Source organism: Brevibacterium sp. FAM 24630, assembly GCF_049804075.1.
In the GTDB taxonomy this organism is placed as follows: Bacteria; Actinomycetota; Actinomycetes; order Actinomycetales; family Brevibacteriaceae; genus Brevibacterium.
On sequence record NZ_JBNBZD010000003.1, the window covers coordinates 162472 to 184768 of the forward strand.

Sequence of the window (22297 nt, forward strand, 5' to 3'; positions counted from 1 at the left end):
AGACGATGACCGACCGTGAGATGCGCGTTCGCGAACTGGCCGAGAAGCACCTGCCCGATGAGGCGCTCGAACGCTTCCGGCGGCGGGCCGATGTCTATGACCGCGAGAACCGGTTCTTCGATGAGGACCTTGAGGAGCTGAAGTCACTGGGTTACCTCACCCTGTTCGTCCCGCAGACCCACGGTGGACCCGGGCTGAGCCTGTTCGAGGTCTCCCGGCTGCAGCAGCGACTGGCCGCGGCGGCGCCGGGAACCGCGCTGGCGATCAACATGCACCTCATGTGCACGGGCGTGGTCAAGGCGATGAATGATCGCGGTGACGACTCGCTCAACTGGGTCTTCGACGAGGTCATGGCCGGTGAGATCTTCGCCTTCGGCATCTCCGAACCCTCGAACGACTGGGTGCTGCAGGGCTCGACGACCGAGGCGGTGCCCACCGCGGACGGCGGGTTCGAACTCACCGGGGTGAAGATCTTCACGTCGCTGTCACCCGTGTGGACTCGGCTCATCGTCCATGGGGCCGTGGCCGCCGATGACGACGGCATCGCCGGACCCGATGCCGATGAACCGGCCGAGGGCGAACTCGTCTACGGCTTCATCGAACGTTCGGCGCCGGGGATCACCGTCTCCGATGACTGGGATGTGCTCGGCATGCGGGCCTCGCAGTCGCGGGCGACCATCCTCGACCAGGTGCCGATGAGACCCGAGCGGGTCTCGCGGGTCATCCCCGCCGGCAGACACCCCGACCTGCTCACCTTCGCCATCACGAGCAACTTCCAGCTGCTCATCGCCGCCGTCTATGCGGGAGTCGCCGGCCGGGCTCTGGAACTCGGTGCGGCCGGGCTCCACAAGCGGAAGTCCGCGAAGGCCGGCACCGCTTTCGCCGAGGTGCCCGAGGCCCGGACCCGCCTGGCCGACGCCCACCTCGACCTCATGCCGGTGACCGCGATGATCGATGCCTATGCGCGGGACTTCGATGACCTGGTCGATCACGGGGCAGGGTGGCCGCTGCGGCTCGTGGGTGCTCGCATCAAATCCGCCGAGGCGGCCCGACACTGCACGGAGACCGCGCTCATGTGCACGAGCGGCAGCGGATTCGGCAACAAGCACGAACTCTCCCGACTCTTCCGCGATGCCGCGGCCGGACTGTTCCACCCGCCGAGCGCCGATGCCGCCCGCCCCATGTACGCGGCGGCTCTGCTCGACGGGTAGGGAGGGAGCCGGCGGCTGTCCTGGTCGTCGCTCAGGTAGCGCGAAACTCGAAAAGAGCGCCGCCAGCGACGACCTTTTCGACGTTCGCGTTACCTGAGGGCGCCGCGCCCTCAGAGCTCGGGGAGCAGCGAGATCGGGTTCTCGATGCAGGCGGCGACGAAGGTGAGGAACTCGCTCGGTTCCTGACCGTCACAGGCCCGGTGGTCGAAGACGAAGGACAGGTACATGACCTTGCGCACGGTCAGCTGTCCGTCGACGACCCAGGGACGTTCCTTGATCCGGCCGAGACCGAGCATGGCCACCTCGGGGAGGTTGATGATCGGGGCCGAACCGTCGACGCCGAACACACCGTAGTTGTTGAGCGTGAATGTTCCTCCCGAGAGCTCAGTCGGATCGAACTTCCCTGTCGTCGCCTTGCCGACGGTCGCCGACACCGAATCGCGCAGCTGTCGCAGGCTCATCTCGCCCGCCCCGTGGACGACGGGAACCATGAGTCCGCGCGGAGTCTGCGCGGCCAGTCCGAGGTTGATGTCGCCGTGGGTGACGATCTCACCGGCGGCCGTGTCGATCGAGGAGTTGATGATCGGATACTTCTTCAGCCCGGCCACGACGAAGCGGGCGACGAGCGAGAGCAGAGAGTACTTCTCTCCCGAGCGCGCCTCGAGCGCGCGCTTCGTGGTCAGCAGCTCGGTGGCGTCGACGTCGAGCCAGATCGTCGCCTCGGGGATCTCCTGCCGCGACTTCGTGAGGCGTTCGGACACGACCTTCCGCAGCCCCGTGATCGGGGTGCGAGTGTCGCGGTCGGACCGATGGGAATTCGCTGCTGCGGCATCGCCGGCGAAGGCGGGCAACTTCGCCGCAGCGGCTGTTCGGGATGCGGAAGCGCTCGCCGAGGCGGCTCCCCGTTCCGTGCCCAGGTGCGGTTGGTTTGCCGGCGACGTCCCTGCGGGGACGTGGGCAGCGGCACCTGCCCCGGACCCGATCGCTGATTGCACATCGACCCTGGTCACGACCCCGCCTGGGCCGGTACCGGGCAGGTGCTTGGCGCTGATGCCGTGATCCTTCGCGAGCTTGCGCACGAGGGGAGAGGATACGGGGGAGACGTGGTTGTCCGCATCGCTCGCTGATTCGTCGGCGGCGGACACCGACGAGTCGACCGTGGAGGACGGTAACGAGCCATCAGCGCGTGCGGGCGCCTCTGTCGGCGGCTGCGTTGGAGCATCCGGGACGACGGTCGGAACGGCGGGAGCCGCAGTCGGTGCGGCGGTAGATGTCGCATCCGGTGTGGCCGCGTGCTTGCCGCCGAACGAGCGTTTCTTCGTCGACCTGGTCTTCGGCTCCGAAGTGCCGTAGCCGATGAGGTTCGCGCCGTTCGATTCGTCGGCGCCAGTCTCGCCGCCGTCGTCTCCGCCGTTTGCGTCGACTGCGCTCGTGCTCGCCACCGCGCTCTCGGAACCGCCGTCGGCTGTCGACTCAGCGCCCGCGCTCACCTCGGCTCCCGCCTCGGCGACGGAGAGCAGGGCCTGACCTGCACTGACGGTGTCCCCGGCGGCGGCGTGGAGGCTGACGATGCGTCCCGCGTAGGGGCAGGGGAGTTCGACGACGGACTTCGCGGACTCGACCTCGACGACCATCTGATCGACCTGGACCTCATCGCCGACGGCGACCTTCCAGGAGATGAGCTCCGCCTCGGTCAGCCCCTCGCCGAGGTCGGGGAGGATGAACTCGCGCGTGGCCGCGGCGGAGCCGGCATCGCGACGCACAGAACTCGTCTCAGCACTCATCACAGCTCCCAATCCCACGATTCGAGAGCATCGAGCACGCGTTCGACCGTCGGCAAGTAGTACTCCTCCATCTTCGGTGAGGGATAGGGCACGTCGAACCCGGCGATCCGCAGGATCGGGGCCGACAGGTGCGTGAAATTGCGTTCGGTGAGGCGGGCGGCCACCTCGGCGCCGTATCCGCCGAACTGCGCGGCCTCATGGATGACCGCGGCCCGCGAGGTCTTGCGCACCGAGGCGGACACGGTCTCATCGTCGAAAGGCGACAGCGTGCGCAGGTCGATGACCTCGACGGACAGACCGTGCTCGGCACCGGCTTCCGCGGAATCGAGTGCGGTGCGCACGGTCGGACCATAGGCGAGGAGGGTGACATCGGTGCCATCGCGGAGGACCTGAGCACGGTCCATCGCAGCCGTGGTCACCGGCAGGGAGAGGGTCTCCTTCATCCAGTACCGCGACTTCGGCTCCATGAACACGATCGGGTCATCGGAGGCGATCGACTCGCGCAGCAGAGAATACGCGTCCGCCGGATTCGAGGGCGTGACGACGGTCAGCCCCGGAGTCGAGGTCCAATACGCTTCGGAGGAATCCGAGTGGTGCTCGACGCCGCCGATGTCCCCGGCATAGGGAATGCGGATCGTGATCGGCAGGCTGACCTTGCCTTTCGTCCGGTTCCGCATCTTCGCCACATGGGACACGATCTGCTCGAATGCCGGGTAGGCGTAGGCGTCGAACTGCATCTCGACGACCGGGCGCATCCCGTTCATCGCCATGCCGATCGCCGTGCCGATGATCCCGGACTCCGCCAGCGGCGAGTCCCAGACCCGATTCGACCCGAATTCCGCGCGCAGTCCTTCCGTGACACGGAAGACCCCGCCGAGGCGGCCGACATCCTCACCGAAGATGAGCACGGTGTCGTCGGCGGCCAGACTGTCGCGCAGCGCCTGGTTGAGCGCCTTCGTCATCGTCACCGAGGACGGGGCGGACCCGACATTGCTCGCCGAGGCGGCCGTGGCGGTTTCGTCGTTCACCGCGGTCGGATCGGTGGTGGAATCGGTTCCCGTTTCAACGCTCATGCGTGCCCCGCCGCTGCGAGTTCGGCTTCGAGGACCTGCTGCTGCTCGGCCAGTGCGGTGCGCGGGCGAGCGTAGACGTGGGCGAAGAGTTCGCGCGGGTCGATCTCGGCCTCGGTGTTCATGGCATCGCGGACGGACGCGGCCAAGGTCTCGGCCGCCTCGGCGATCTCATCGACGCCGGCATCGTCGAGGGCACCGGTCTGACGCAGGTACTTCTCGAGACGATCGATGGGATCGAACTGCTTCCAGTGTTCGACCTCCTCGGCGTCGCGGTACTTCGTCGGGTCGTCGGAGTTCGTGTGCGATTCCATCCGGTAGGTCAGGGCCTCGATGAGGGTGGGGCCGTCGCCGTTCCGGCCGCGCTCAAGGGCGGCGGTGACAGCGGCGAACACAGCGGCGACATCGTTGCCGTCGACGCGCAGCCCGGGCATTCCGTAGCCGGCGGCCCGGTCGGCGAGCATCGTCGCGTTCGTCTGCTCCCGCAGCGGAGTCGAGATCGCATACTGGTTGTTCTGGAGGACGAAGACCGTCGGCGTCTGCCAGACGGAGGCGAAGTTGAGGGCCTCATGAGCATCGCCCTCGCTGCTGGCGCCGTCGCCGAGGAAGGTCAGAGTCGCAGCATCCGTTCCCTTGAGTTTCGCCGCCATGGCGAATCCCGTGGCATGCAGGGTCTGCGTCGCAAGAGGCGTCGCCGCAGGTGAGATGTGGTACTCGTGCGGGTCGAACCCGCAGTGCCAGTCGCCGCGGAAGGCCGCGAGGATCTCGGGCACGGGCACCCCACGGGTCAGCAGCGCTGCCGAGTCCCGGTAGGTGGGGAAGAGCCAATCGCCGGGGGCCAGCGCGGTGGTGGCCCCCACCTCGGCGGCCTCCTGACCTGCCGCGGAGGGATAGGTCGCGAGTCGACCCTGACGGGTCAGGTGCGTGACCTGTGCTTCGAACCGTCGGACGAGGACCATCTGCCGGTAAAGCCCGGTCAGGGTGCGATCGCTGGGAATGCGCAGCCCCTCGGTCGGGGTGTCGGTGAGCCGGCCATCTGCGCCGATGAAGCTGATCGGCTGCAGCTGGGGCAGTGAACGGCCTGTGGTGGGAACGTCAATGGTCATGCCCCCATGGTGACGTGAGCCGAGTCACGATTCCATGGCGTCACGCCAGGTGAGGACGGGCGGCCAAACGTGTCGCGAACTCGGGACGAAGGGGCCGGTTCCGGCAGGCCGAGTGGACATTTGGCTGGGCGGTCGGGGGTTCATTCACGCGGGCGCGCCGGTGCCACGGTCTTCAGATCTCACCCCAACGATAGCCGTGGGAGGTGAAGGCCTCGGCGATCGCAGCTTTCTTGCCTTCGACGGTTCCCTTGAAGGCCTGATGCCCGCCTTCGGTGACGACGACGAGTTTGCCCTCGGCGAAATATGCGGTCGAAAACGAGGAGCGGGAGATGCGCAGCGGGTGGTCGTCGTCTCGTCCGATGGTGATTCCGTGCTCGTCGATGCGCAGGGGAGTCGTCGAGGCGGCGATGACGAACGTGGCGATGAGCCCGAGCGCCCCGCCGATGATCGGACGGGCGATGACAACCCACGCCTGGTCGAACCGGCTGAGCTTCTCGATGACGTCTCCGAAGGGAATGGGGAATGTCGCGGCGATCGATCCGAGTGCGGGCAGGAAGAATCCGAGCGCCACGCCGATGCCGATGCAGACGAGGCCGATGACGACGACGTCGGTCCGACTGAGTGCGAACGTTGCAGCGGTATGGGGCTGCCGGGCGGTGGGGTCGTTCTTCTGTCGGGGCTGATCCATCACATGCTCAATCCTCGAAGGCCTTTGCGGTACTCCATGATACCAAAGTGGAACAAGCGTGTTCCACAAGTAGACTGCTCTGTATCGTTCACCGAGTCAGGGAGGGGGTGTGCCGGTGCAGGGCATGCGTCGATTGGGCCGAGATGCCCTGGTCAGCGAGGCGCTGACCCAGCTTGCTGCGAACCCGCGGGCGTCGATGATCGAGCTCTCGCAGTCGATCGGCGTCGGCCGCACCACTCTCTATCGGCATTTCGGTGATCGGGAGGCGCTCGTCTCCGCGGCGGCCCGGCTCGGTGCCCGGCGATTCGGTGAGGCGGTCATGAAGGCCCGGCCCGGCGACGGCGATGGATTGGCCGCGCTCGAGCGGATCTGCGCGGAGCTGTTCACGCTGCCCGATGTGCTCACCCTGCTCTTCGCCGACAACCCGATCATCACCGACGAGACCTTCGCCGAGGCGGCCACCGAGTCCCGTGCGGATGCAGAATCTGCGGGCGGTGGCGCGGAAGTTGCGGGCGACGAGGACGATCCGCTCGAAGCCGTCATCGCAAGGGGGCAGGCGGACGGCTCCATCGATGAGGGCGTGCCGATCGGATGGGCGGCGGCATTCGTCTACCTCACTATCGGCTCCGGACACCTCTTCAGCGTGAGTGTCGGCGTTGACGATCCGACCGCGCGCGCCCAGTCCCTCGAGCTGACCATCAGGGCGGTGCGGAAGACCCTGGGCTCGCCCGGAGTGTGATCTCGGTAAAGACGCGGGGCCATGCCGGGTCGGTTCTGGGGCGGACGAGGTCTGGCTTGTTACCGTTATTGCTTCAGTTCATCCTCGGCAGGAGCAGTGCGTGTCTTCTTTCTTCGACAGTCCCGAATTCCACGGTATGGCAGCGGGCGGCAAAATCAGCCACAACCCCGGCATGGGCGATCGGATGATGCGGGAGTTGGCGCCGTTCCTCAAAGCTGAAGGCGTCGACATCGACGATCCGGATGCGGACTTCACCGAAGCCGAATTCCACGCAGCCATGGAAGGGGCACAGGTGGCGTACAACCGCCGTCTGTTCACTCCGGTCGGTGCCCATCGCGGACTGGCGGTGGGGAAGCTGCGGTCCTTCTCCCTTGCCTTCGCCGAGGGTGATACCAAGCGCGCCGAGGCTGTTGTGGCCTCCCTGCCCTCGGATCCTGAGGACTTCAATCCGAGCGTCGCACAGGTGACCGGGGTGGCGATGGGCCTGGTCGACGAATGGTTCACCGACGAGACCCACGGACCCAAACTGGGCGGAGTGATGGCGCCGAAGTGGCCGACGAAGAAGTCCCGTGCCGTGGCACGCGACATCCTGGCGCTGGCGCACAAGGGGCGCGTCGTCGACAGCCTCGACCGCCTCATCAACAGCAACAGCGGACTTCACGTCCTCGAAGGGTCCATGCTCGCCGTGGCCGCCGTGGTCGTGCGCCTGACCAAGCGAAACAAGGTTTCGGCGCAGGACGTCGTCGACGAACTCATGCCCCTCGACGGTTATCCGGAACCGGTCGCCGGCACCTACAGCCCCACCGACCGAGTGATCCAGGATGGTCAGGAAGCTCAGGACGGCCCCGCTGTGGAGCAGGACCTGCCCGAGTGGCTCGGCGGATCGAACGCTGCCGATAATGCAGCCGGTGCTGCCGCTGACCCGCGGGACATCGATGAGCGAATGGACGAGGTCGAAAAGACCGTCTACGAGATGCCGCTCTACCAGCGCTTCCGCGACTGGCTGGCCGAGGCCTACGACGACGGCGATGAAGACTCAGAGGTCTTCGACATCGCCCACCTCCTGTTCTGCATCGCCGTATCCTCCCGCGCAGATATCGACGAGCCGGAGGGAATCGACGACCTCCTCGACGTCCTTGAAAGCTTCGCCGTCGACGGACAGGAGGGCGCCGAGAATGCCGACGGCGAATCGCCTTCGACGGTGATCTTCCTCGACAGCCTCGAAGCTCTCGACAACTATCTCCGCTTCCGCATGGACACCGACGAGACCCCCGAACGCTGGAACGCCGCTCGCGCCCGAGCCGAGGCCGCGAGCATGCGCACCGACCCGCTGCCCTCGGCCCTGATGGCCGCCGTCGAAGCCAATGCACTGAGCGAGGAGCAGCTCGCGCAGCCCATGACGCAGAACCGCCTCGTCACCGGCATCGCCGGAATCCTCGAGTGGATCGGCGACTCCCGACAGGTGACCGGAACGGGACGGGTGAAGCGAGCGGATATCGCCGAGGCGGCCGGACAGTTCGGCATCGATGCCGTCGGTGTGGCCTCGAACGCCCGGTACGAAGACGGCGTGAACTATGCGCGCAGCGCGGATGAGGTGCCCGTCCTCGAGGCGATGTGGGCCGTCATGCAGAGCGCGGAGATCATCGAGATCACTGGGACGAAGGTCAGGCCCGCCGACGCCGCTGACCAGTGGCGCTCTGGTGTGGTGAGCGCGGATGCGGCACTGCCGGTCATCGGCGCGTTCATCTACGAGCGGCTGCTCGACGTGATCAACCTGGTTCCCGGCGAGGACTATGGTGCCCCGGCGATCACGATCGCCCAGCGTCTCATCGAGATCCTCACTCCCGACTCCGCACCCGAGCCTCCCGAGCTCGACATCGACGAGGTGCGCGCCGGCCGGATCTCCACATTGCTGGCGGACGAGCTGCAGGAGCTGACCGAGCTCGGGCTCTTTGAGGCAGACGGAGACACGGTGTCCGTAGAGCCGGTGTACCGGCGCATCGTCGCCGGTGCCGCTCTCATGCTGCTCTCGCGCTGAGGATTCGGCCGGTCTCGGGAAAATAGTTGCCGACGACCTGTTGTGCGTTGCCGTGCTGCGGGTTAGGCTAGCCTATGAGAATTACGAAACATCGGTCTTGCCTAAGGCGGTTGACACGCTGGCTTGAAGTGTTGGACACGATGGTGGTGATTCTCTCTGTTTCACGTCATGGAGCCCTCGGCGCAAATTCCGGTGCCGGGGGCTTCGACGATTCACCGCACGGTTCATCTGCGGGGCCGATGCCCTGTCTGTGAGTCGCCCTGCCGGTGAGTCGTAGCCGGTGAATCGCTCAGCCGGCGCCGGGCCTGTGTCCCTCGGCCTCGTCGAGGATGAGCAGCGAGCGGGAGGACACGACGCCGGGCACCTCGTGGATCCGGCGCAGAATGACCTGTGAGAGTGCCGTATTGTCCGGGGCGTTGACCGTGACCAGGGCGTCGATGTCGCCGCTGACGGCTTGGACCTTCTCGACGAACGGCAGTTCGGCCAGGTCGTCGCGGACCTGCGGCCAGGGGCGCTCGCCGATCTTGACGACGACGACCGCGGTCACGGTCATGCCGAGGGCGCGGCGGTCCACCTCGGCGGTGAATTTCCTGATCGCACCCGATTCGACGAGGGTGGTGAAGCGCTTGTGCGCCGCCGAGCGGGAGATGTGGACGCGCTCGGCCAGCTGGCGCACACTCAGGCGCGAATCCTCGACGAGGGCAGCGATGATGCTGCGGTCGATGTCGTCGAGGTCGAAAGCCACGGGGCGCTCCTTCACCGTTGATGTTCGCGTCCTGTCCGCCCGGGTTCGGATCGGCACCGGGAGGCAAGGGTCGGTCTGACCGTGTCCTGTCGGTCTGACCCCATTCTAGAGTCCCTCCTCGATTCTAGAGCCCCGCCTCGGCGAGGGTTCTGCGCCACACCGGGCAGGCTCGGGCGTCTGCGAGGTGCGGGGAAACGGGCCGGTGCGCGGAAGCGGGGAAGTGGGGCCGCGGTCCGAGGCATTGGACAAATTCTGTCGATCGTTCGTACAGTAACGAGGATGTCTGTGGTGCGTACCACGTACCATTGGTGACTGAAGAGATGATCGGATCCGGCCGGACCCGGTTAACCGTCGACAAACAGCCACCTGTAGATTATGAGACAGAAGTCTCACTGCAGCCCAACTGCTTCACGAAACTAAGGAGTCATCCTTGAAGATCGCGGTATTGGTCAAAGAGGTCCCGGATACGTACGGTGACCGGAAACTGAACTTGGAAACCGGGCTTGCCGATCGCGGTGCCTCGGAAGCCGTCCTCGATGAGATCGGTGAGCGCGCCCTCGAGGTCGCACTGGCACACAAGGACAGCGACAGCGACACCGAGGTGACCGTCATCTCGATGTCCCCGGACACCGCGACCGCCACGATCCGCAAGGGTCTGGCCATGGGCGGCGACAACGCCGTGCACGTCGCCGACGAGGGCCTGGCCGGTGCCGATCTCGGTCTGACCGCCGAGGTGCTCGCCGCCGCCATCCGCCGCGGCGAATACGACGTCGTCGTCACCGGCAACGTCTCCACCGACGGCAACGGCGGCATGATGCCGGCGATGCTCGCCGAGCACCTCGACTACCCGCACGTGACCGGCCTGGCGACCGTCGAACTGACCGACGGCAAGGTCTCGGGCTCCCGCGCGATCGAAGGCGGCAAGCAGCAGGTCTCGGCCGAACTGCCCGCCGTCATCTCGATCACCGAGGCGCTGCCCGAAGCCCGCTTCCCGAACTTCAAGGGCATCATGGCCGCGAAGAAGAAGCCCTTCGAGGTCATCGGCCTGTCCGATCTGGGCATCGATGCCGAGGACCAGTCCGTGGCTCGCTCGATCATGGTCACCGTCGCTGAGAAGCCGCCGCGCGAAGCCGGCGAGAAGGTCGTCGACGAAGGCAATGGCGGCGCCGAGCTCGCCGAGTACCTCACCAAGAACCGTCTGGCCTAAGGAGAATCGTCATGTCAGAATTCCCGCAGGACTCCATTCTCGTCGTCCTCACCGCCGATGCCGAAGGCCAGCTGGAGAAGCCGGCCGCCGAACTGCTCGGCGGCGCCTCTGAGATCGGCTCGCCCGTCGCGCTCGTCCTCTCCGCTTCCGGCGGTGCCGATGCCGCGGCGCAGAAGGCCGCCGAACTCGGTGCCACAGCGACTCTGACCGCAGAAGTCGCCGAGGGCAACCTCGGCAACTCCGCCGTCGATGCTGTCGCTTCGGCCGCCGAGCTCACCGCCCCCGACGCCGTGCTCGTGCCCAACACCCTTGACGGCCGCGATATCGCCGGCCGCTTCGCAGTGCGCAGCGGTTCGGCCGTGTCCGTCGACGCGATCGGCGTCGAGCGCGACTCCGAAGGCATCGTGGCCGATCACTCTGTCTACGGCGGCGGCTACACCGCCTCGTCGGCTCCGACCTTCGGCGCTCCCGTCATCACGGTGCGCCTCGGTGCGATCGAGACCCGTGCGGAAGCCCAGCCTGAGAACACGCAGGCCCTCGAGGTCGCCGATTCCGGTAAGCGTGCCGCCTCGATCGATTCGTTCGAAGCCATCGTCGAGACCTCCTCGCGGCCCGAACTGCGCGGTGCGCAGAAGGTCGTCTCCGGCGGTCGCGGCGTCGGCTCGGAAGAGTCGTTCGAACTCGTCGGCGAATTCGCCGACGTCCTCGGTGCCGCTGTCGGTGCTTCGCGTGCGGCCGTCGACGCCGGTTACATCGCACAGTCGCATCAGGTCGGCCAGACCGGTGTCTCCGTGTCCCCGCAGCTCTATGTGGCACTGGGCATCTCGGGCGCGATCCAGCACAAGGCCGGAATGCAGACATCGAAGACCATCGTCGCGGTCAACAAGGATGCCGAAGCTCCGATCTTCGACATCGCCGACTTCGGCGTCGTGGGCGACCTGTTCAAGGTCGTTCCGCAGGCGATCGAAACACTGAACGAAAACAAGTCCTGATATGGCGACCTATTCCAGTTCACTGCGCTCGGGCCTGCCCCGGGTCGAAGGTGGTGACCCCTGGCCCCCGGAGGGCACCGTCGGTGAGCCCTTGGAAGAGGGCGCATCGTGGATCGCGGCGACGTCCGAGTCGGAGGAACTGGATGAAGGTTCCCCCGCCGAGGCGGCCGAGCCCGAGACGACCGACGTTGAGCAGACTGCCGCTGAGCCGGTGGCCGCTGAGTCGACTGCCGCTGAGTCCGTCGAGGTTCCGCTGCGTCGTGGTCTGCCACGCGTCGAAGGCGGCGAACCATGGCCACCGGAGGGCCTCGCTCCTGCCGGAGTGAAAGCCACCGGCGCGTCTGCGGCACCCGCTGCCGACTCGGACGTCGAGGCTGAGACCCCGAGCGATGAACCGACCGAAGAAGCCGACGAGCCGACCGAAGAGTCGGCGTCCGCAGCTCCGGCTGCAGCCGCTGCGACCGCTGGTGCCGGAGCCGCCGCTGCGACCGGCGCAGAAACCGAATCGGTCGAAGCCGAATCGTCGGACGAACCTACCGCTGAACCTGCCGCCGAGGCTGCACCTGCGGCCGCGAGCGAGGTTCCGCTGCGTCGTGGTCTGCCCCGTGTCGAAGGCGGAGAGCCCTGGCCGCCGGAAGGCTTTGCGCCTGCCGGGGTCAAGGCCGCAGGAGGCACGTCCGCCGGCGCCGCTGCTCCGGCAGCGGCTGCGCCCGTCGACCGGGCCGCGGACGACACCGCAACGCAGGCCGACTCTGCCGAAACCGCTTCAGCTGACACGTCAGCCGATTCCGCCTCCGAGTCGTCGTCCGCGGCTCCTGCAGCTGCCGCAGCCGCCGCGAGCGGTTCGGGCTCCGGAGAGCTCTCGGACGTTCCGCTGCGCCGCGGACTCCCCCGCACCGCCGGGGGAGACCCCTGGCCGCCGGAAGGCTTTGCCCCCGCAACGGCAGTGAAGACTGCCGGAGCCGGGCAGCCAGCCTCCGCTTCGGCACCGGGAGACGCGGCAGATTCGCCCTCGACCGACACCGCATCGGCTCAGGCAGACAAGCCTGCCGATGATGCGCAGTCGACCGCTGAAACGAAGCAGGACTCGAAGCCGACCCCCGGTGACGAATCGGGCGAGAAGAAGCCCCAGGGCCGACGCACCGGCATCGGCGGCGTAGGCGCCGGTGCGGCCGCCGCAGGTGCGGGAGCCGCCGCCGGTGCGGGTGCCGCCGCAGCGGGAGCCGCCTCGGCGAGTTCGGAGAAGTCCTCCGACGCGACCGAGAAGAAGCCCGCGCAGCGCCAACCCATGGGCAAGCCAGCAGCCAAGGCCACGGCCAAAACCACGCAGCGCAAGCCGATGGCCAAGCCCGCCGCGAAGTCGTCGGAGCAGTCTGCGGCACGCACCGCGGACAAGCCGGCCGCAAAATCGGCACCGGCTGCGAAGGCCGCGTCTTCTGGTTCGGCCAGTACTGCCTCGGCGAAGCCTGCAGCGAAGAAGGAACCGGTCATGATCGGTTCGAAGTCGCTGGGACAGTGGTCCAAGCTCGTCGGGCTGGGGCTCGGCGGACTCATCGTCGTGGCCGGAATCCTCATCCTCGCCGCGCGCGGAGTCACGACTCTGCCGGGCGTGCCCGAGTTCCTCGAACGCTACCCGGGCGAATACCACATCCCGGACTTCGTTGATCCGGGCTTCCCGGGCTGGGTGCGGTGGACGCACTTCCTCAACATCTTCTTCATGGTGCTCATCATCCGCTCGGGTCTGCAGGTGCGCCATCAGCAGAAGCCGCCGGCGTTCTACACCCCGAAGAAGGGCGGGAAGAAGGTCAGCATCAACCTCTGGCTGCACACGGGTCTCGACCTGCTGTGGTTGGCCAACGGTGTCGTCTTCGTGGTGCTGCTCTTCGTCTCCGGACACTGGGCGCGCATCGTGCCGACCAGTTGGGAAGTGTTCCCGAATGCTCTGTCGGCGATGCTGCAGTACGCGACGATGGAATGGCCGATGGAAGACGCGTGGGTCAACTACAACGCGCTCCAACAGCTCATGTACTTCATCGTCGTGTTCATCGCCGCGCCTCTGGCAGCGATCACGGGCGTGCGCATGAGCGAATGGTGGCCGAAGGACGCTTCGACGCTGAACAAGATCTACCCGGCGCCGCTGGCTCGGGCGATCCACTTCCCGACGATGCTGTTCTTCGTGTTCTTCATCCTCGTCCACGTGTTCCTCGTGTTCACGACCGGACTGCGACAGAACCTCGGCTACATGTTCGCGGGAACCGACGTGGTCGGATGGGCCGGACTGATCTGGTTCATCGTGGCCATGGTCGTGGTTGTGGCCGGGTGGTTCGCGGCCAGGCCGCTGCTGCTGGCACCGATCGCGAACCTCTTCGGGCGCGTCTCGAGCAGGTAGGCGGAAGCGCCCGATTCCGGTGCCGCGGCACCGGAGGGCCGGGACTCACAGGCGAAAGGCCCCGTCGGACATTCGATCCGGCGGGGCCTTTCGCATGCCTTCTGCGCATTGCCGGGAAAAATCTCTTGACCGGGGACCGGTGACACAATAGCCTTAAATGCAACCACGTTGTAAAGAATGCAACATGGTCGAAGCGTCACCGTTCACGACGATGGAGAAGACAATGAAGTCCGACCTCGCTCCAGAGGACAATGATGCGGCGAAGACCGAAGGGTCTTCACCCGCCCAGCCCACGCTCGAACAGAAGCGCACCCTGCGGCGCGTCGTCTCCGCAAGCTTCGTCGGCAACTTCGTCGAATGGTTCGACTACGGCGTCTACGGATACTTTGCGACCACCATCGCGCTCGTCTTCTTCCCCGCTTCCGAGGGCAACCTCGCTCTGCTGTCGACCTTCGCGGTCTTCGCCGTCTCCTTCGTCGTCCGTCCCATCGGCGGTTTCATCTGGGGGCACATCGGTGACAAGATCGGGCGACGTTCGGCACTGTCGATCTCGATCCTCATCATGTCCGTCGCGACCTTCGCGATCGGGCTCCTGCCCAGCTATGCCATGGCAGGCTTCTTCGCCCCGGTTCTGCTGCTCATCGTCCGCCTCGTGCAGGGCTTCTCGGCCGCCGGCGAATATGCAGGCGCTTCGGCGTTCCTCGTCGAATACGCCCCTCCTCGCCGCCGCGGGCTCTATGCGGCCGTGGTGCCTGCCAGCACCGCGACGGGGCTGCTGCTGGGCTCTGTGCTCGCGGCGGTGCTTTCGGCCACGCTCAGCGATGGCCAGCTGGAGAGCTGGGGCTGGAGACTGCCGTTCTTCCTCGCCGCGCCCATGGGGCTGATCGGCCGCTACATCCGCACTCGGCTCGAAGACACACCGGCGTTCCGCGAACTCGCACAGCAGGACGAGGTCATCAAGGCGCCCGTCTTTGCGATGTTCCGCGACTACTGGCGACCGCTCCTCATCGCGATGTGCGCGGTTCTGCTCAACGCGGTCGGGTTCTACGTCGTCCTCACCTACATGCCCACGTACCTGACAACCGAACTCGGCTACGCGGCGACCGAGTCATTCATCGCCACGACCATCGCGCTCGTGACCTACATCGGCTTCATCCTGCTCACCGGGCTGGCCTCGGACCGGTTCGGTCGCAAGCGGATGCTCACCATCGCCTCCATTGCCTTCATCGTCCTCACGGTTCCCGCCTTCATGCTTCTCGACGCCGGCAGCTTCACCGTCGTCATCCTCGTCGAGGTCGGACTCGGCGCGATGCTCACGCTCAACGACGGGACGCTTCCCAGCTTCCTTGCCGAGATGTTCCCGACGAGGATCCGATACACCGGCTTCGCGGTGAGCTTCAACGTCTCGAACGCGCTGTTCGGCGGCACCGCCCCCTTCATGGCGACACTGCTCATCGGTCTGACCGATTCGAACCTGGCCCCCGGCTGGTATCTCATGGCTGCGGCCGCCATCTGTCTCGGCGCCGTCGTCTGCGCCAAGGAGACCTTCCACAAACCCCTGCGCGAAGTCTGAACCTGCGCAGAATCACCCTCACGGTTGGACCAAGTGTGCAACCGTGCCCAAGGAACAGGAGAAATCAATGACCACTTTTGCCGACACCACCTCCGTCGCCGACCTCGACCGCCTCAAGGTCCTCCACAACGGGGCCAAGACGCCGTTGACCTTCTCCGATGCGGAGATGGAGCGGCGGCTGACCGGCCTGCGTGCGATCATGGCGGAGAAAGAGCTCGACGCAGTAGTCCTCACCTCGTATCACAACATCAAGTACTACTCGGACTTCCTCTTCACCTACTTCGGACGGTCCTATGCGATGGTCGTCACCGCCGATGACACGGTGACCATCACTGCGAACATCGACGCCGGAATGCCGTGGCGGACGAGCTACGGCGAGAACATCGTCTACACTGACTGGCGCCGCGACAACTACTACTACGCAATCCAGGAGGGTCTGCGCCAGCGCGGCATCGGCAATCCTCGCCGACTCGGCGTCGAAGACGACAACCTGCCGTTGGACAACCGCAACCGAATCCAAGCGGCCTTCCCCGATGCCGAGCTCGTCGACGTCGCACAGGCGGCCATGCGCCAGCGGATGATCAAATCGGCCGAAGAGATCGAGGTCATCAAGCACAGTGCTCGGATCGGCGACCTCGGCGGTGAGGCGATCAAGGCCGCGATCACCGAGGGCATCAGCGAGTACGAGGTCGCTCTCATCGGCACCGAAGCGATGGTCCATGAGATCGCGAAGACCTTCCCGGACCAAGAGGTGCGAGACACCTGGGTGTGGTTCCAGTCCGGAATCAACACCGACGGCGCGCACAACTGGGCGACGACACGGAAGATCCGCAAGGGCGATATCCTCAGCCTCAACTGCTTCCCGATGCCCTCGGGCTACTACACAGCGCTGGAGAGGACGCTCTTCTACGGTGAACCCGATGAGCGATCACTTCAGCTGTGGAACGTCAACGTCGAGGTGCATCAGCGCGGCCTCGAACTCATCAAACCAGGGGCGGTGTGCAAGGACATCGCTGCCGAACTCAACGAGATCTATATCGAGCACGGGCTGCTGGCCAACCGGACGTTCGGATATGGGCATTCCTTCGGTGTGCTCAGCCACTACTACGGTCGGGAGGCCGGGCTCGAGCTGCGTGAGGACATCGACACGGTCATCGAACCGGGCATGGTCGTTTCCATGGAGCCGATGATCACCGTCCCCGAGGGGCAGCCCGGCGCCGGCGGATACCGTGAACACGACATTGTCATCGTCGGCGAGAACGAGTCCGAAGACATCACGAAGTTCCCGTTCGGGCCCGAGCACAACATCATCCCGGCCTGATCCCTCGGGGGGCGAATATACTCACACTATGTCCCGACAATCGCCCGACAATCCACGCCGTGGTGCCTCGGTCATCGAGAACACCGTCGCCATCCTGCGCTGCTTCGCACCGGATCGACAGGAGCTCGGTGTCACCGAGATCGCACCGCGCGTGGGGCTGCACAAGAGTACGGTGTCTCGCATCCTCGCATCGCTCGAGCAGGAGGGCATCGTCGAACAGGGGGCATCACGGCGATACCGGTTAGGACTCGGAATCATTGCGATCGCCGGTCCCCTGCTGGCGGACCTGGATGTGAGACGAGCGGCCTATCCCATCCTGCAGGACCTCACGCAGAGGACCGGAGAGACGAGCGCCCTCATGGTCTGGGACGGGTCCGAAGCGATCACCGTCGAACAGATTCCGAGTCCGCAGCCGGTCAAACACACCTCGACGCTGGGCTCGCGCTATCGGACCGAGCAGAGCGCATCGGTCCAGGTCTTCCTCGCCGCAGAGAGCGGCGAGGAGGCGACCTGGGACGTCGGCTTCGCACTCAACGACGCCGAGACCTCCCCGCACGAGGTCGGGGTGGCCGCGGCCGTGCGCGATCATCGCGGAGAGGTCGTTGCGGCCGTACTCATCGCGGCGCCGAAATTCCGGGCAGATACCGCCCGGATCGCAGACCTCGGTGAGGCCTGCGTGCATGCGGCAGACGCCATCACCCGACGTCTGGGAGGCGGTTGAGTCGCATCACCTCGGTGAGGTCAGTGACTGCTGCGGGCAGTGAGATGTCTGATCGTGCGGATGATCATGAGTGCGAGGAGCACGATCCCGACATAGCCGTTGATGACATAGACGATGTTGACCATCTGCGAGAACGGTAGGACCAGGCCGACGATCGTGCCGAGGGCCGCGAGGGCGATCGTGAGGTACTTGAACTTCTTCGTCTTGTCATCGAAGAACCGTGCAGAAACCGTCCACAGCAGGGGAATGGCCGTGGTGTAGATGCCGGCGAGGATCATCGCCGAGATGAGCGCGCCGACCCAGGGGCCGAGGTCGCCGGCGAGGACGAGCATCGGGATCTCCGCATCGTAGACCTGTTCGATGTTCGCCAGCAGTCCGAGGCCGACGACCATGCACGCGGCCGAGAACGCGATTCCGCCGAGGAGTGCTCCGCCGGTGGCTTCACGACGGTTCTTCACTGTCTTGCCCAGTGCTGAGAGGAAGGCCGCGAGCCAGAGCATGCAGAAGCCGACGTATGACAGGCCCGCCAGGAACCAGTTCGACGAGGCCTGCGTGACATCGAGGCTCGGAAGGATCGCATTCCCGGTCGAGATCCCCTCCGGGTCGCGCATGATGCCGTAGACGCCCAGAGCGATCGCCACGACGACGATGACGGGTCCGATCTTTCCGATGACATCGACGAGGCTCGTCAGCCCGAACCACACCGTGAGTCCGACGGCGGCGGCCAGGGCGACACCGCCGATGTACTTCGACAGACCGTAGTACTCCTCGAAAACTGCTCCGGCGCCGGAGATCATGACCGTGAAGCTCAGGAAGACGAACAGGATCGAGAAGAAGTCGAAGAACGTGCCGAGGTACCTGCCGCAGTAGTGGTAGAAGACTCCCGAGGGTTTCTCGAACTGCTCGCGGCGGCCGGTGAGGAAGAATTCGACAGCGACGTAGGAGATGAGCACGAGGACGAGCAGGCCCGTGCCGAAGACACCCCAGAATCCGTAGGACGCGTAGTACTGGAGGATCTCCTGACCGGTCGCGAAGCCCGAGCCGATGAGGAACGCGATGATCGCCCCCGCATAGGTGATGACGCGCAGGATGCTGGTCTTCTCGGTCGTGGCCAGATGGGCGGCAGCAGAGGTGTCAGTCATGGAAGTCCTTCTTCTTTGAGGGATGGAGCGATCGCCGATCATCAGATCGACAACTGATATATCACCTGGACAAACGTTAGTGCCGCAGCTCCGATGCGTCAACGGGCGGAGAGGGTGCGACGCGGATCGATCCCCTCCGACTGGAGTCGGTTCCGCCTCGGTGAGGGCTCAGCCCAGGGTGGAGCGGACGGTCTTGTCGAACTCGCGGACGTGCTCGGCGGCACGGGCGGCAACCGATTCCTCATCGCCGTCGAGGATCGCCTCGAGCAGATCGATGTGCTCGCGGATGTGGCCGATGAGATCGGGGATCCCAGGGATGACGAGGCACCAGATGCGGGTGGCCAGATCATCGAGCCGAATGAGCGTCTCGGACAGGTGCGGATTGTCGACTGAGCTGTAGATGAGGCGATGGACCTCGAGGTCGCGTTCCATGAGCGTGCGCTGCTCGTCGGTCGAGCCGAGGGCCCTGAGGTCGGAGATCGCTGCGGTGAAGTCCTGGCGTCGCTCGGGGGTGAGGCTGCGTGCGGCCCGTCTGGCCGCGATCGGCTCGAGAGCCTCCCGCATTTCGGAGATCGTCGCCAGATCCGTGAGATCGACATTGGTCGCGAAGGTCCCCCGGCGCGGGTAGGACACGACGAGGTGGTCGCGCTCGAGTCGCTTGAGGGCCTCGCGGATGGGGGTGCGGCCGACTTCGAGTTCCGCGCTCAGTGCCGCCTCGTTGATCGGGTCGCCGGGGCCGATGTCGAGCATGATGAGCCGGTGGCGAAGGATCTCATAGGCGCGATTCGCCAGAGTCGGCGTCGGTGACGTCGCGTCGGCGGGCGTGGCCATGGGGTGACTCCTGAAGAAAGTGCTGGCGAATCTGTTGCACTGAGCGGATTCCTCTGCATAGACTACAGGAACACAGCTGATATATTAGTTGCCGATCAGACGCCGAGGTCTGATCGCCACAGATCGAAGGAGATCCATGACAGAGCAGCTCGTCTCCCGTCCTGACAGCCTCGCCGAGGCGACCCCGGAGTCCGTCTTCCCCAGTCGTGAGCCTGTCGAACTGAGCACAGCGATCGCCGAACTCGATCCCGAGATCGCGGGCTTCATCGACGCCGAACTGGCCCGGCAGCGTGAGGGGCTTGAGATGATCGCCTCGGAGAACCACACCGCCGCAGCGGTCATGGCCGCACAGGGATCGGTGCTCACGAACAAGTACGCCGAGGGCTACCCGGGACGCCGCTACTACGGCGGCTGCGAACACGTCGACGAGATCGAACGCATCGCCATCGATCGGGTCAAGGCCCTCTTCGGCGCCGAGTACGCCAACGTCCAGCCGCACTCCGGCGCCCAGGCCAACGCCGCGGTCATGCACGCCCTCATCCGTCCCGGCGACACCGTGCTCGGCCTCAACCTCGCCCACGGCGGCCACCTCACCCACGGAATGAAGATCAACTTCTCCGGTCGCCTCTACTCGATCGTCCCGTACGGCCTCGACGAAGAGACCGGACGCGTCGACATGGCCGAGGTCGAACGACTCGCCAACGAGCACGAGCCGAAGCTCATCGTCGCCGGCTGGTCGGCGTACACCCGGCAGCTCGACTTCGCCGAGTTCCGCCGCATCGCCGATGCCGTCGGCGCCTACCTCATGGTCGACATGGCCCACTTCGCCGGTCTCGTCGCCGCTGGCCTCCACCCCTCACCGGTCCCGCACGCCCACGTCGTGTCCTCGACGACGCACAAGACCCTCGGCGGTCCCCGCGGCGGCATCATCCTCACCAATGAGGCCGACATTGCGAAGAAGATCAACTCCGCTGTCTTCCCCGGCCAGCAGGGAGGACCGCTGGAACACGTCATCGCCGGCAAGGCCGTGGCCTTCGGCCTGGCTGCCACCGACACCTTCGCCGACAAGCAGAGACGGACCCTGGCCGGAGCCTCGGAACTCGCGCGCCGCCTGACCGAAGACGATGTCGCCGAGCGCGGCATCGCGGTCCTCACCGGCGGCACCGACGTCCACCTCGTCCTCGTCGATCTGAGAGAGTCCGTCCTCGACGGCGCCCAGGCCGAAGACCTGCTCGCCGCCATCGGCATCACCGTCAACCGCAATGCCGTGCCCGACGATCCCCGCCCGCCGATGGTCACCTCGGGGCTGCGGATCGGCACCCCGGCCCTGGCCAGCCGCGGCTTCGGATCCGCTGCCTTCGCCGAGGTGACCGACATCATCGCCGAAGTGCTCAAAGCCGGTGCGACCGAAGGCGGCGCGAGCCCCGAGACCATTGCCGAACTGAGCCGCCGGGTCACCCGACTCGCGAACGACCACCCGCTCTACCCCACCATCTCAGAGATCGGAGCACGCTGATGGCTGACCAGCTACCCGAGCACCCAGACTTCCTGTGGCGCAATCCGGAACCGAAGAAGTCCTATGAGGCCGTCATCGTCGGCGGGGGCGGACACGGACTGGCCACCGCGTACTACCTGGCGAAGAACCACGGCATGAGAAACATCGCGATCCTCGAACGCGGATGGCTCGCCGGGGGCAACATGGCCCGGAACACGACGATCATCCGCTCGAACTACCTGTGGGACGAATCGGCCGCGATCTACGAGAAGTCACTCAAGCTGTGGGAACAGCTGCCCGAAGAGCTCGACTACGACTTCCTCTTCTCCCAGCGCGGTGTGCTCAACCTCGCCCACACCCTCCAGGACGTCCGCGAATCCCAGAGACGGGTCAACGCCAACGTCCTCAACGGCGTCGACGCCGAATGGCTCGACCCCAAACAGGTCAAGGAAGTCTGCCCCATCATCAACATCGGCGACGACCTGCGCTACCCGGTCATGGGCGCGACCTTCCAGCCGCGCGCCGGCATCGCCAAGCACGACCACGTCGCCTGGGCCTTCGCCCGCAAATGCGATGAGATGGGCGTCGACATCATCCAGAACTGCGAAGTCACCGATATCGAGCGCATCGGCGACAAGGTCGTCGGAGTCCAGACCACCCGCGGGCCGATCGCCACCGAGAAGGTCGCCCTGTGCGTGGCCGGAGACTCCTCGGTGCTCGCCGAGATGGCCGGCATCCGCCTGCCCATCCAGTCCCACCCGCTCCAGGCCCTGGTCTCCGAGCTCTTCGAACCCGTGCACCCGACCGTCGTCATGTCCAACCACGTCCACGTCTACGTCTCCCAGGCGCACAAGGGCGAACTCGTCATGGGCGCCGGAGTCGATCAATACAACGGCTACGGCCAACGAGGCGGCTTCCACGTCATCGAGGAGCAGCTGGCCGCCGCGGTCGAACTGTTCCCGATCTTCTCCCGAGCCCATGTGCTGCGCACCTGGGGCGGAAACGTCGACGTCACCCTCGATGCTTCGCCGATCGTGTCGAAGACCGAAGTCGAAGGACTCTACGCCAACTGCGGCTGGGGCACCGGAGGCTTCAAGGGAACTCCGGCGGCAGGTCTCACCTTCGCCCACACCATCGCGAACGACGAACCCCACCCGCTCAACGCCCCCTACGCACTCGACCGCTTCGAGACCGGCCACCTCATCGACGAGCACGGCGCTGCCGCCGTGGCCCACTGAGCCGATA

General features: G+C 65.9%; 18 protein-coding genes. 11 read left to right on the plus strand and 7 right to left on the minus strand.

Annotated elements, in window-relative coordinates:
• Nucleotides 1-5: 5 nt before the first annotated feature.
• The gene (locus ACPUD7_RS03640; RefSeq protein WP_425119156.1) at nucleotides 6-1211 is read left to right on the plus strand and encodes an acyl-CoA dehydrogenase family protein; all 1206 of its coding nucleotides are present in this window, start codon (nucleotides 6-8) and stop codon (nucleotides 1209-1211) included.
• Between the two features lie 110 nt (nucleotides 1212-1321).
• Here ACPUD7_RS03640 and ACPUD7_RS03645 read toward each other — a convergent pair whose 3' ends face one another.
• The 4 genes from ACPUD7_RS03645 to ACPUD7_RS03660 form a co-directional block, all read right to left on the minus strand.
• Nucleotides 1322-2995, minus strand: a complete 1674-nt coding sequence (locus tag ACPUD7_RS03645; protein ID WP_135537602.1) for a dihydrolipoamide acetyltransferase family protein — start codon at nucleotides 2993-2995, stop codon at nucleotides 1322-1324.
• A complete protein-coding gene (locus tag ACPUD7_RS03650) occupies nucleotides 2995-4068 on the minus strand; it encodes an alpha-ketoacid dehydrogenase subunit beta (RefSeq protein ID WP_425119158.1) in 1074 nt (357 codons plus the stop codon). The genes ACPUD7_RS03645 and ACPUD7_RS03650 overlap by 1 nt, the downstream gene beginning before the upstream one ends.
• Nucleotides 4065-5171 (minus strand): pyruvate dehydrogenase (acetyl-transferring) E1 component subunit alpha, encoded by a 1107-nt coding sequence (pdhA, locus tag ACPUD7_RS03655; RefSeq protein WP_135537600.1) that lies wholly within the window; start codon nucleotides 5169-5171, stop codon nucleotides 4065-4067. The genes ACPUD7_RS03650 and pdhA overlap by 4 nt, the downstream gene beginning before the upstream one ends.
• Before the next feature lie 172 nt (nucleotides 5172-5343).
• Nucleotides 5344-5859 (minus strand): YqeB family protein, encoded by a 516-nt coding sequence (locus ACPUD7_RS03660; protein WP_425119159.1) that lies wholly within the window; start codon nucleotides 5857-5859, stop codon nucleotides 5344-5346.
• A 109-nt stretch (nucleotides 5860-5968) separates the two neighbouring features.
• Here ACPUD7_RS03660 and ACPUD7_RS03665 point away from each other — a divergent pair, with 109 nt between their 5' ends.
• Nucleotides 5969-6598, plus strand: a complete 630-nt coding sequence (locus ACPUD7_RS03665) for a TetR/AcrR family transcriptional regulator (RefSeq protein WP_425119160.1) — start codon at nucleotides 5969-5971, stop codon at nucleotides 6596-6598.
• Between the two features lie 100 nt (nucleotides 6599-6698).
• Complete coding sequence (locus ACPUD7_RS03670; RefSeq protein ID WP_425119161.1) at nucleotides 6699-8636, plus strand: hypothetical protein; 1938 nt, start codon at nucleotides 6699-6701, stop codon at nucleotides 8634-8636.
• A gap of 289 nt (nucleotides 8637-8925) precedes the next feature.
• On the opposite strand, the gene ACPUD7_RS03675 is transcribed toward ACPUD7_RS03670, so the two are convergent.
• Nucleotides 8926-9381, minus strand: coding sequence for an Lrp/AsnC family transcriptional regulator (locus ACPUD7_RS03675; RefSeq protein ID WP_135537597.1), 456 nt, complete (start codon nucleotides 9379-9381; stop codon nucleotides 8926-8928).
• 430 nt (nucleotides 9382-9811) lie between these two features.
• On the opposite strand from ACPUD7_RS03675, the gene ACPUD7_RS03680 reads away from it, so the two are divergent.
• The 6 genes from ACPUD7_RS03680 (at nucleotide 9812) to ACPUD7_RS03705 (ending at nucleotide 17584) form a co-directional block, all read left to right on the plus strand.
• Nucleotides 9812-10588 (plus strand): electron transfer flavoprotein subunit beta/FixA family protein, encoded by a 777-nt coding sequence (locus tag ACPUD7_RS03680; protein WP_425119162.1) that lies wholly within the window; start codon nucleotides 9812-9814, stop codon nucleotides 10586-10588.
• A gap of 11 nt (nucleotides 10589-10599) precedes the next feature.
• Nucleotides 10600-11580, plus strand: a complete 981-nt coding sequence (locus tag ACPUD7_RS03685; protein WP_425119164.1) for an electron transfer flavoprotein subunit alpha/FixB family protein — start codon at nucleotides 10600-10602, stop codon at nucleotides 11578-11580.
• A 1-nt stretch (nucleotide 11581) separates the two neighbouring features.
• Nucleotides 11582-13969 carry a cytochrome b/b6 domain-containing protein gene (locus ACPUD7_RS03690; RefSeq protein ID WP_425119166.1) on the plus strand — a complete coding sequence of 796 codons (2388 nt, stop codon included), beginning with the start codon at nucleotides 11582-11584 and terminating at the stop codon, nucleotides 13967-13969.
• Between the two features lie 223 nt (nucleotides 13970-14192).
• On the plus strand, nucleotides 14193-15542 hold the full coding sequence (locus ACPUD7_RS03695) for an MFS transporter (protein ID WP_135537856.1): 1350 nt from the start codon (nucleotides 14193-14195) through the stop codon (nucleotides 15540-15542).
• A 67-nt stretch (nucleotides 15543-15609) separates the two neighbouring features.
• On the plus strand, nucleotides 15610-16863 hold the full coding sequence (locus ACPUD7_RS03700) for an aminopeptidase P family protein (RefSeq protein WP_425119168.1): 1254 nt from the start codon (nucleotides 15610-15612) through the stop codon (nucleotides 16861-16863).
• 28 nt (nucleotides 16864-16891) lie between these two features.
• Entirely contained in the window at nucleotides 16892-17584 is a 693-nt protein-coding gene (locus tag ACPUD7_RS03705) for an IclR family transcriptional regulator (RefSeq protein WP_135537592.1), read from the plus strand.
• Nucleotides 17585-17604: 20 nt separating this feature from the next.
• Here the strand turns inward: ACPUD7_RS03705 and ACPUD7_RS03710 are convergent, their stop codons facing one another.
• Both ACPUD7_RS03710 and ACPUD7_RS03715 read right to left on the minus strand, forming a co-directional pair.
• Nucleotides 17605-18726, minus strand: coding sequence for a hypothetical protein (locus ACPUD7_RS03710; RefSeq protein WP_425119169.1), 1122 nt, complete (start codon nucleotides 18724-18726; stop codon nucleotides 17605-17607).
• A gap of 168 nt (nucleotides 18727-18894) precedes the next feature.
• Nucleotides 18895-19557: a GntR family transcriptional regulator gene (locus ACPUD7_RS03715; protein ID WP_135537590.1), complete on the minus strand. Its 663-nt coding sequence runs from the start codon at nucleotides 19555-19557 to the stop codon at nucleotides 18895-18897.
• Nucleotides 19558-19693: 136 nt separating this feature from the next.
• Here ACPUD7_RS03715 and glyA point away from each other — a divergent pair, with 136 nt between their 5' ends.
• Together glyA and ACPUD7_RS03725 are read left to right on the plus strand one after the other, a co-directional pair.
• On the plus strand, nucleotides 19694-21073 hold the full coding sequence (gene glyA, locus ACPUD7_RS03720) for a serine hydroxymethyltransferase (RefSeq protein WP_135537589.1): 1380 nt from the start codon (nucleotides 19694-19696) through the stop codon (nucleotides 21071-21073).
• The gene (locus ACPUD7_RS03725) at nucleotides 21073-22290 is read left to right on the plus strand and encodes a sarcosine oxidase subunit beta family protein (RefSeq protein WP_135537588.1); all 1218 of its coding nucleotides are present in this window, start codon (nucleotides 21073-21075) and stop codon (nucleotides 22288-22290) included. Before glyA ends, ACPUD7_RS03725 begins: the two co-directional genes overlap by 1 nt.
• Nucleotides 22291-22297: the final 7 nt, after the last annotated feature.

What these genes read in the sequence shown, in the direction of transcription:
- ACPUD7_RS03700 (WP_425119168.1), top strand. Translation starts at nt 15,610, where the DNA reads ATGACCACTTTTGCCGACACCACCTCCGTCGCCGACCTCGACCGCCTC.
- ACPUD7_RS03725 (WP_135537588.1), top strand. Translation starts at nt 21,073, where the DNA reads ATGGCTGACCAGCTACCCGAGCACCCAGACTTCCTGTGGCGCAATCCG.
- ACPUD7_RS03645 (WP_135537602.1), bottom strand. Translation starts at nt 2,995, where the DNA reads ATGAGTGCTGAGACGAGTTCTGTGCGTCGCGATGCCGGCTCCGCCGCG.
- ACPUD7_RS03660 (WP_425119159.1), bottom strand. Translation starts at nt 5,859, where the DNA reads ATGGATCAGCCCCGACAGAAGAACGACCCCACCGCCCGGCAGCCCCAT.
- ACPUD7_RS03650 (WP_425119158.1), bottom strand. Translation starts at nt 4,068, where the DNA reads ATGAGCGTTGAAACGGGAACCGATTCCACCACCGATCCGACCGCGGTG.
- pdhA (WP_135537600.1), bottom strand. Translation starts at nt 5,171, where the DNA reads ATGACCATTGACGTTCCCACCACAGGCCGTTCACTGCCCCAGCTGCAG.
- ACPUD7_RS03695 (WP_135537856.1), top strand. Translation starts at nt 14,193, where the DNA reads ATGAAGTCCGACCTCGCTCCAGAGGACAATGATGCGGCGAAGACCGAA.
- ACPUD7_RS03685 (WP_425119164.1), top strand. Translation starts at nt 10,600, where the DNA reads ATGTCAGAATTCCCGCAGGACTCCATTCTCGTCGTCCTCACCGCCGAT.
- ACPUD7_RS03710 (WP_425119169.1), bottom strand. Translation starts at nt 18,726, where the DNA reads ATGACTGACACCTCTGCTGCCGCCCATCTGGCCACGACCGAGAAGACC.
- glyA (WP_135537589.1), top strand. Translation starts at nt 19,694, where the DNA reads ATGACAGAGCAGCTCGTCTCCCGTCCTGACAGCCTCGCCGAGGCGACC.
- ACPUD7_RS03640 (WP_425119156.1), top strand. Translation starts at nt 6, where the DNA reads ATGACCGACCGTGAGATGCGCGTTCGCGAACTGGCCGAGAAGCACCTG.
- ACPUD7_RS03705 (WP_135537592.1), top strand. Translation starts at nt 16,892, where the DNA reads ATGTCCCGACAATCGCCCGACAATCCACGCCGTGGTGCCTCGGTCATC.
- ACPUD7_RS03690 (WP_425119166.1), top strand. Translation starts at nt 11,582, where the DNA reads ATGGCGACCTATTCCAGTTCACTGCGCTCGGGCCTGCCCCGGGTCGAA.
- ACPUD7_RS03715 (WP_135537590.1), bottom strand. Translation starts at nt 19,557, where the DNA reads ATGGCCACGCCCGCCGACGCGACGTCACCGACGCCGACTCTGGCGAAT.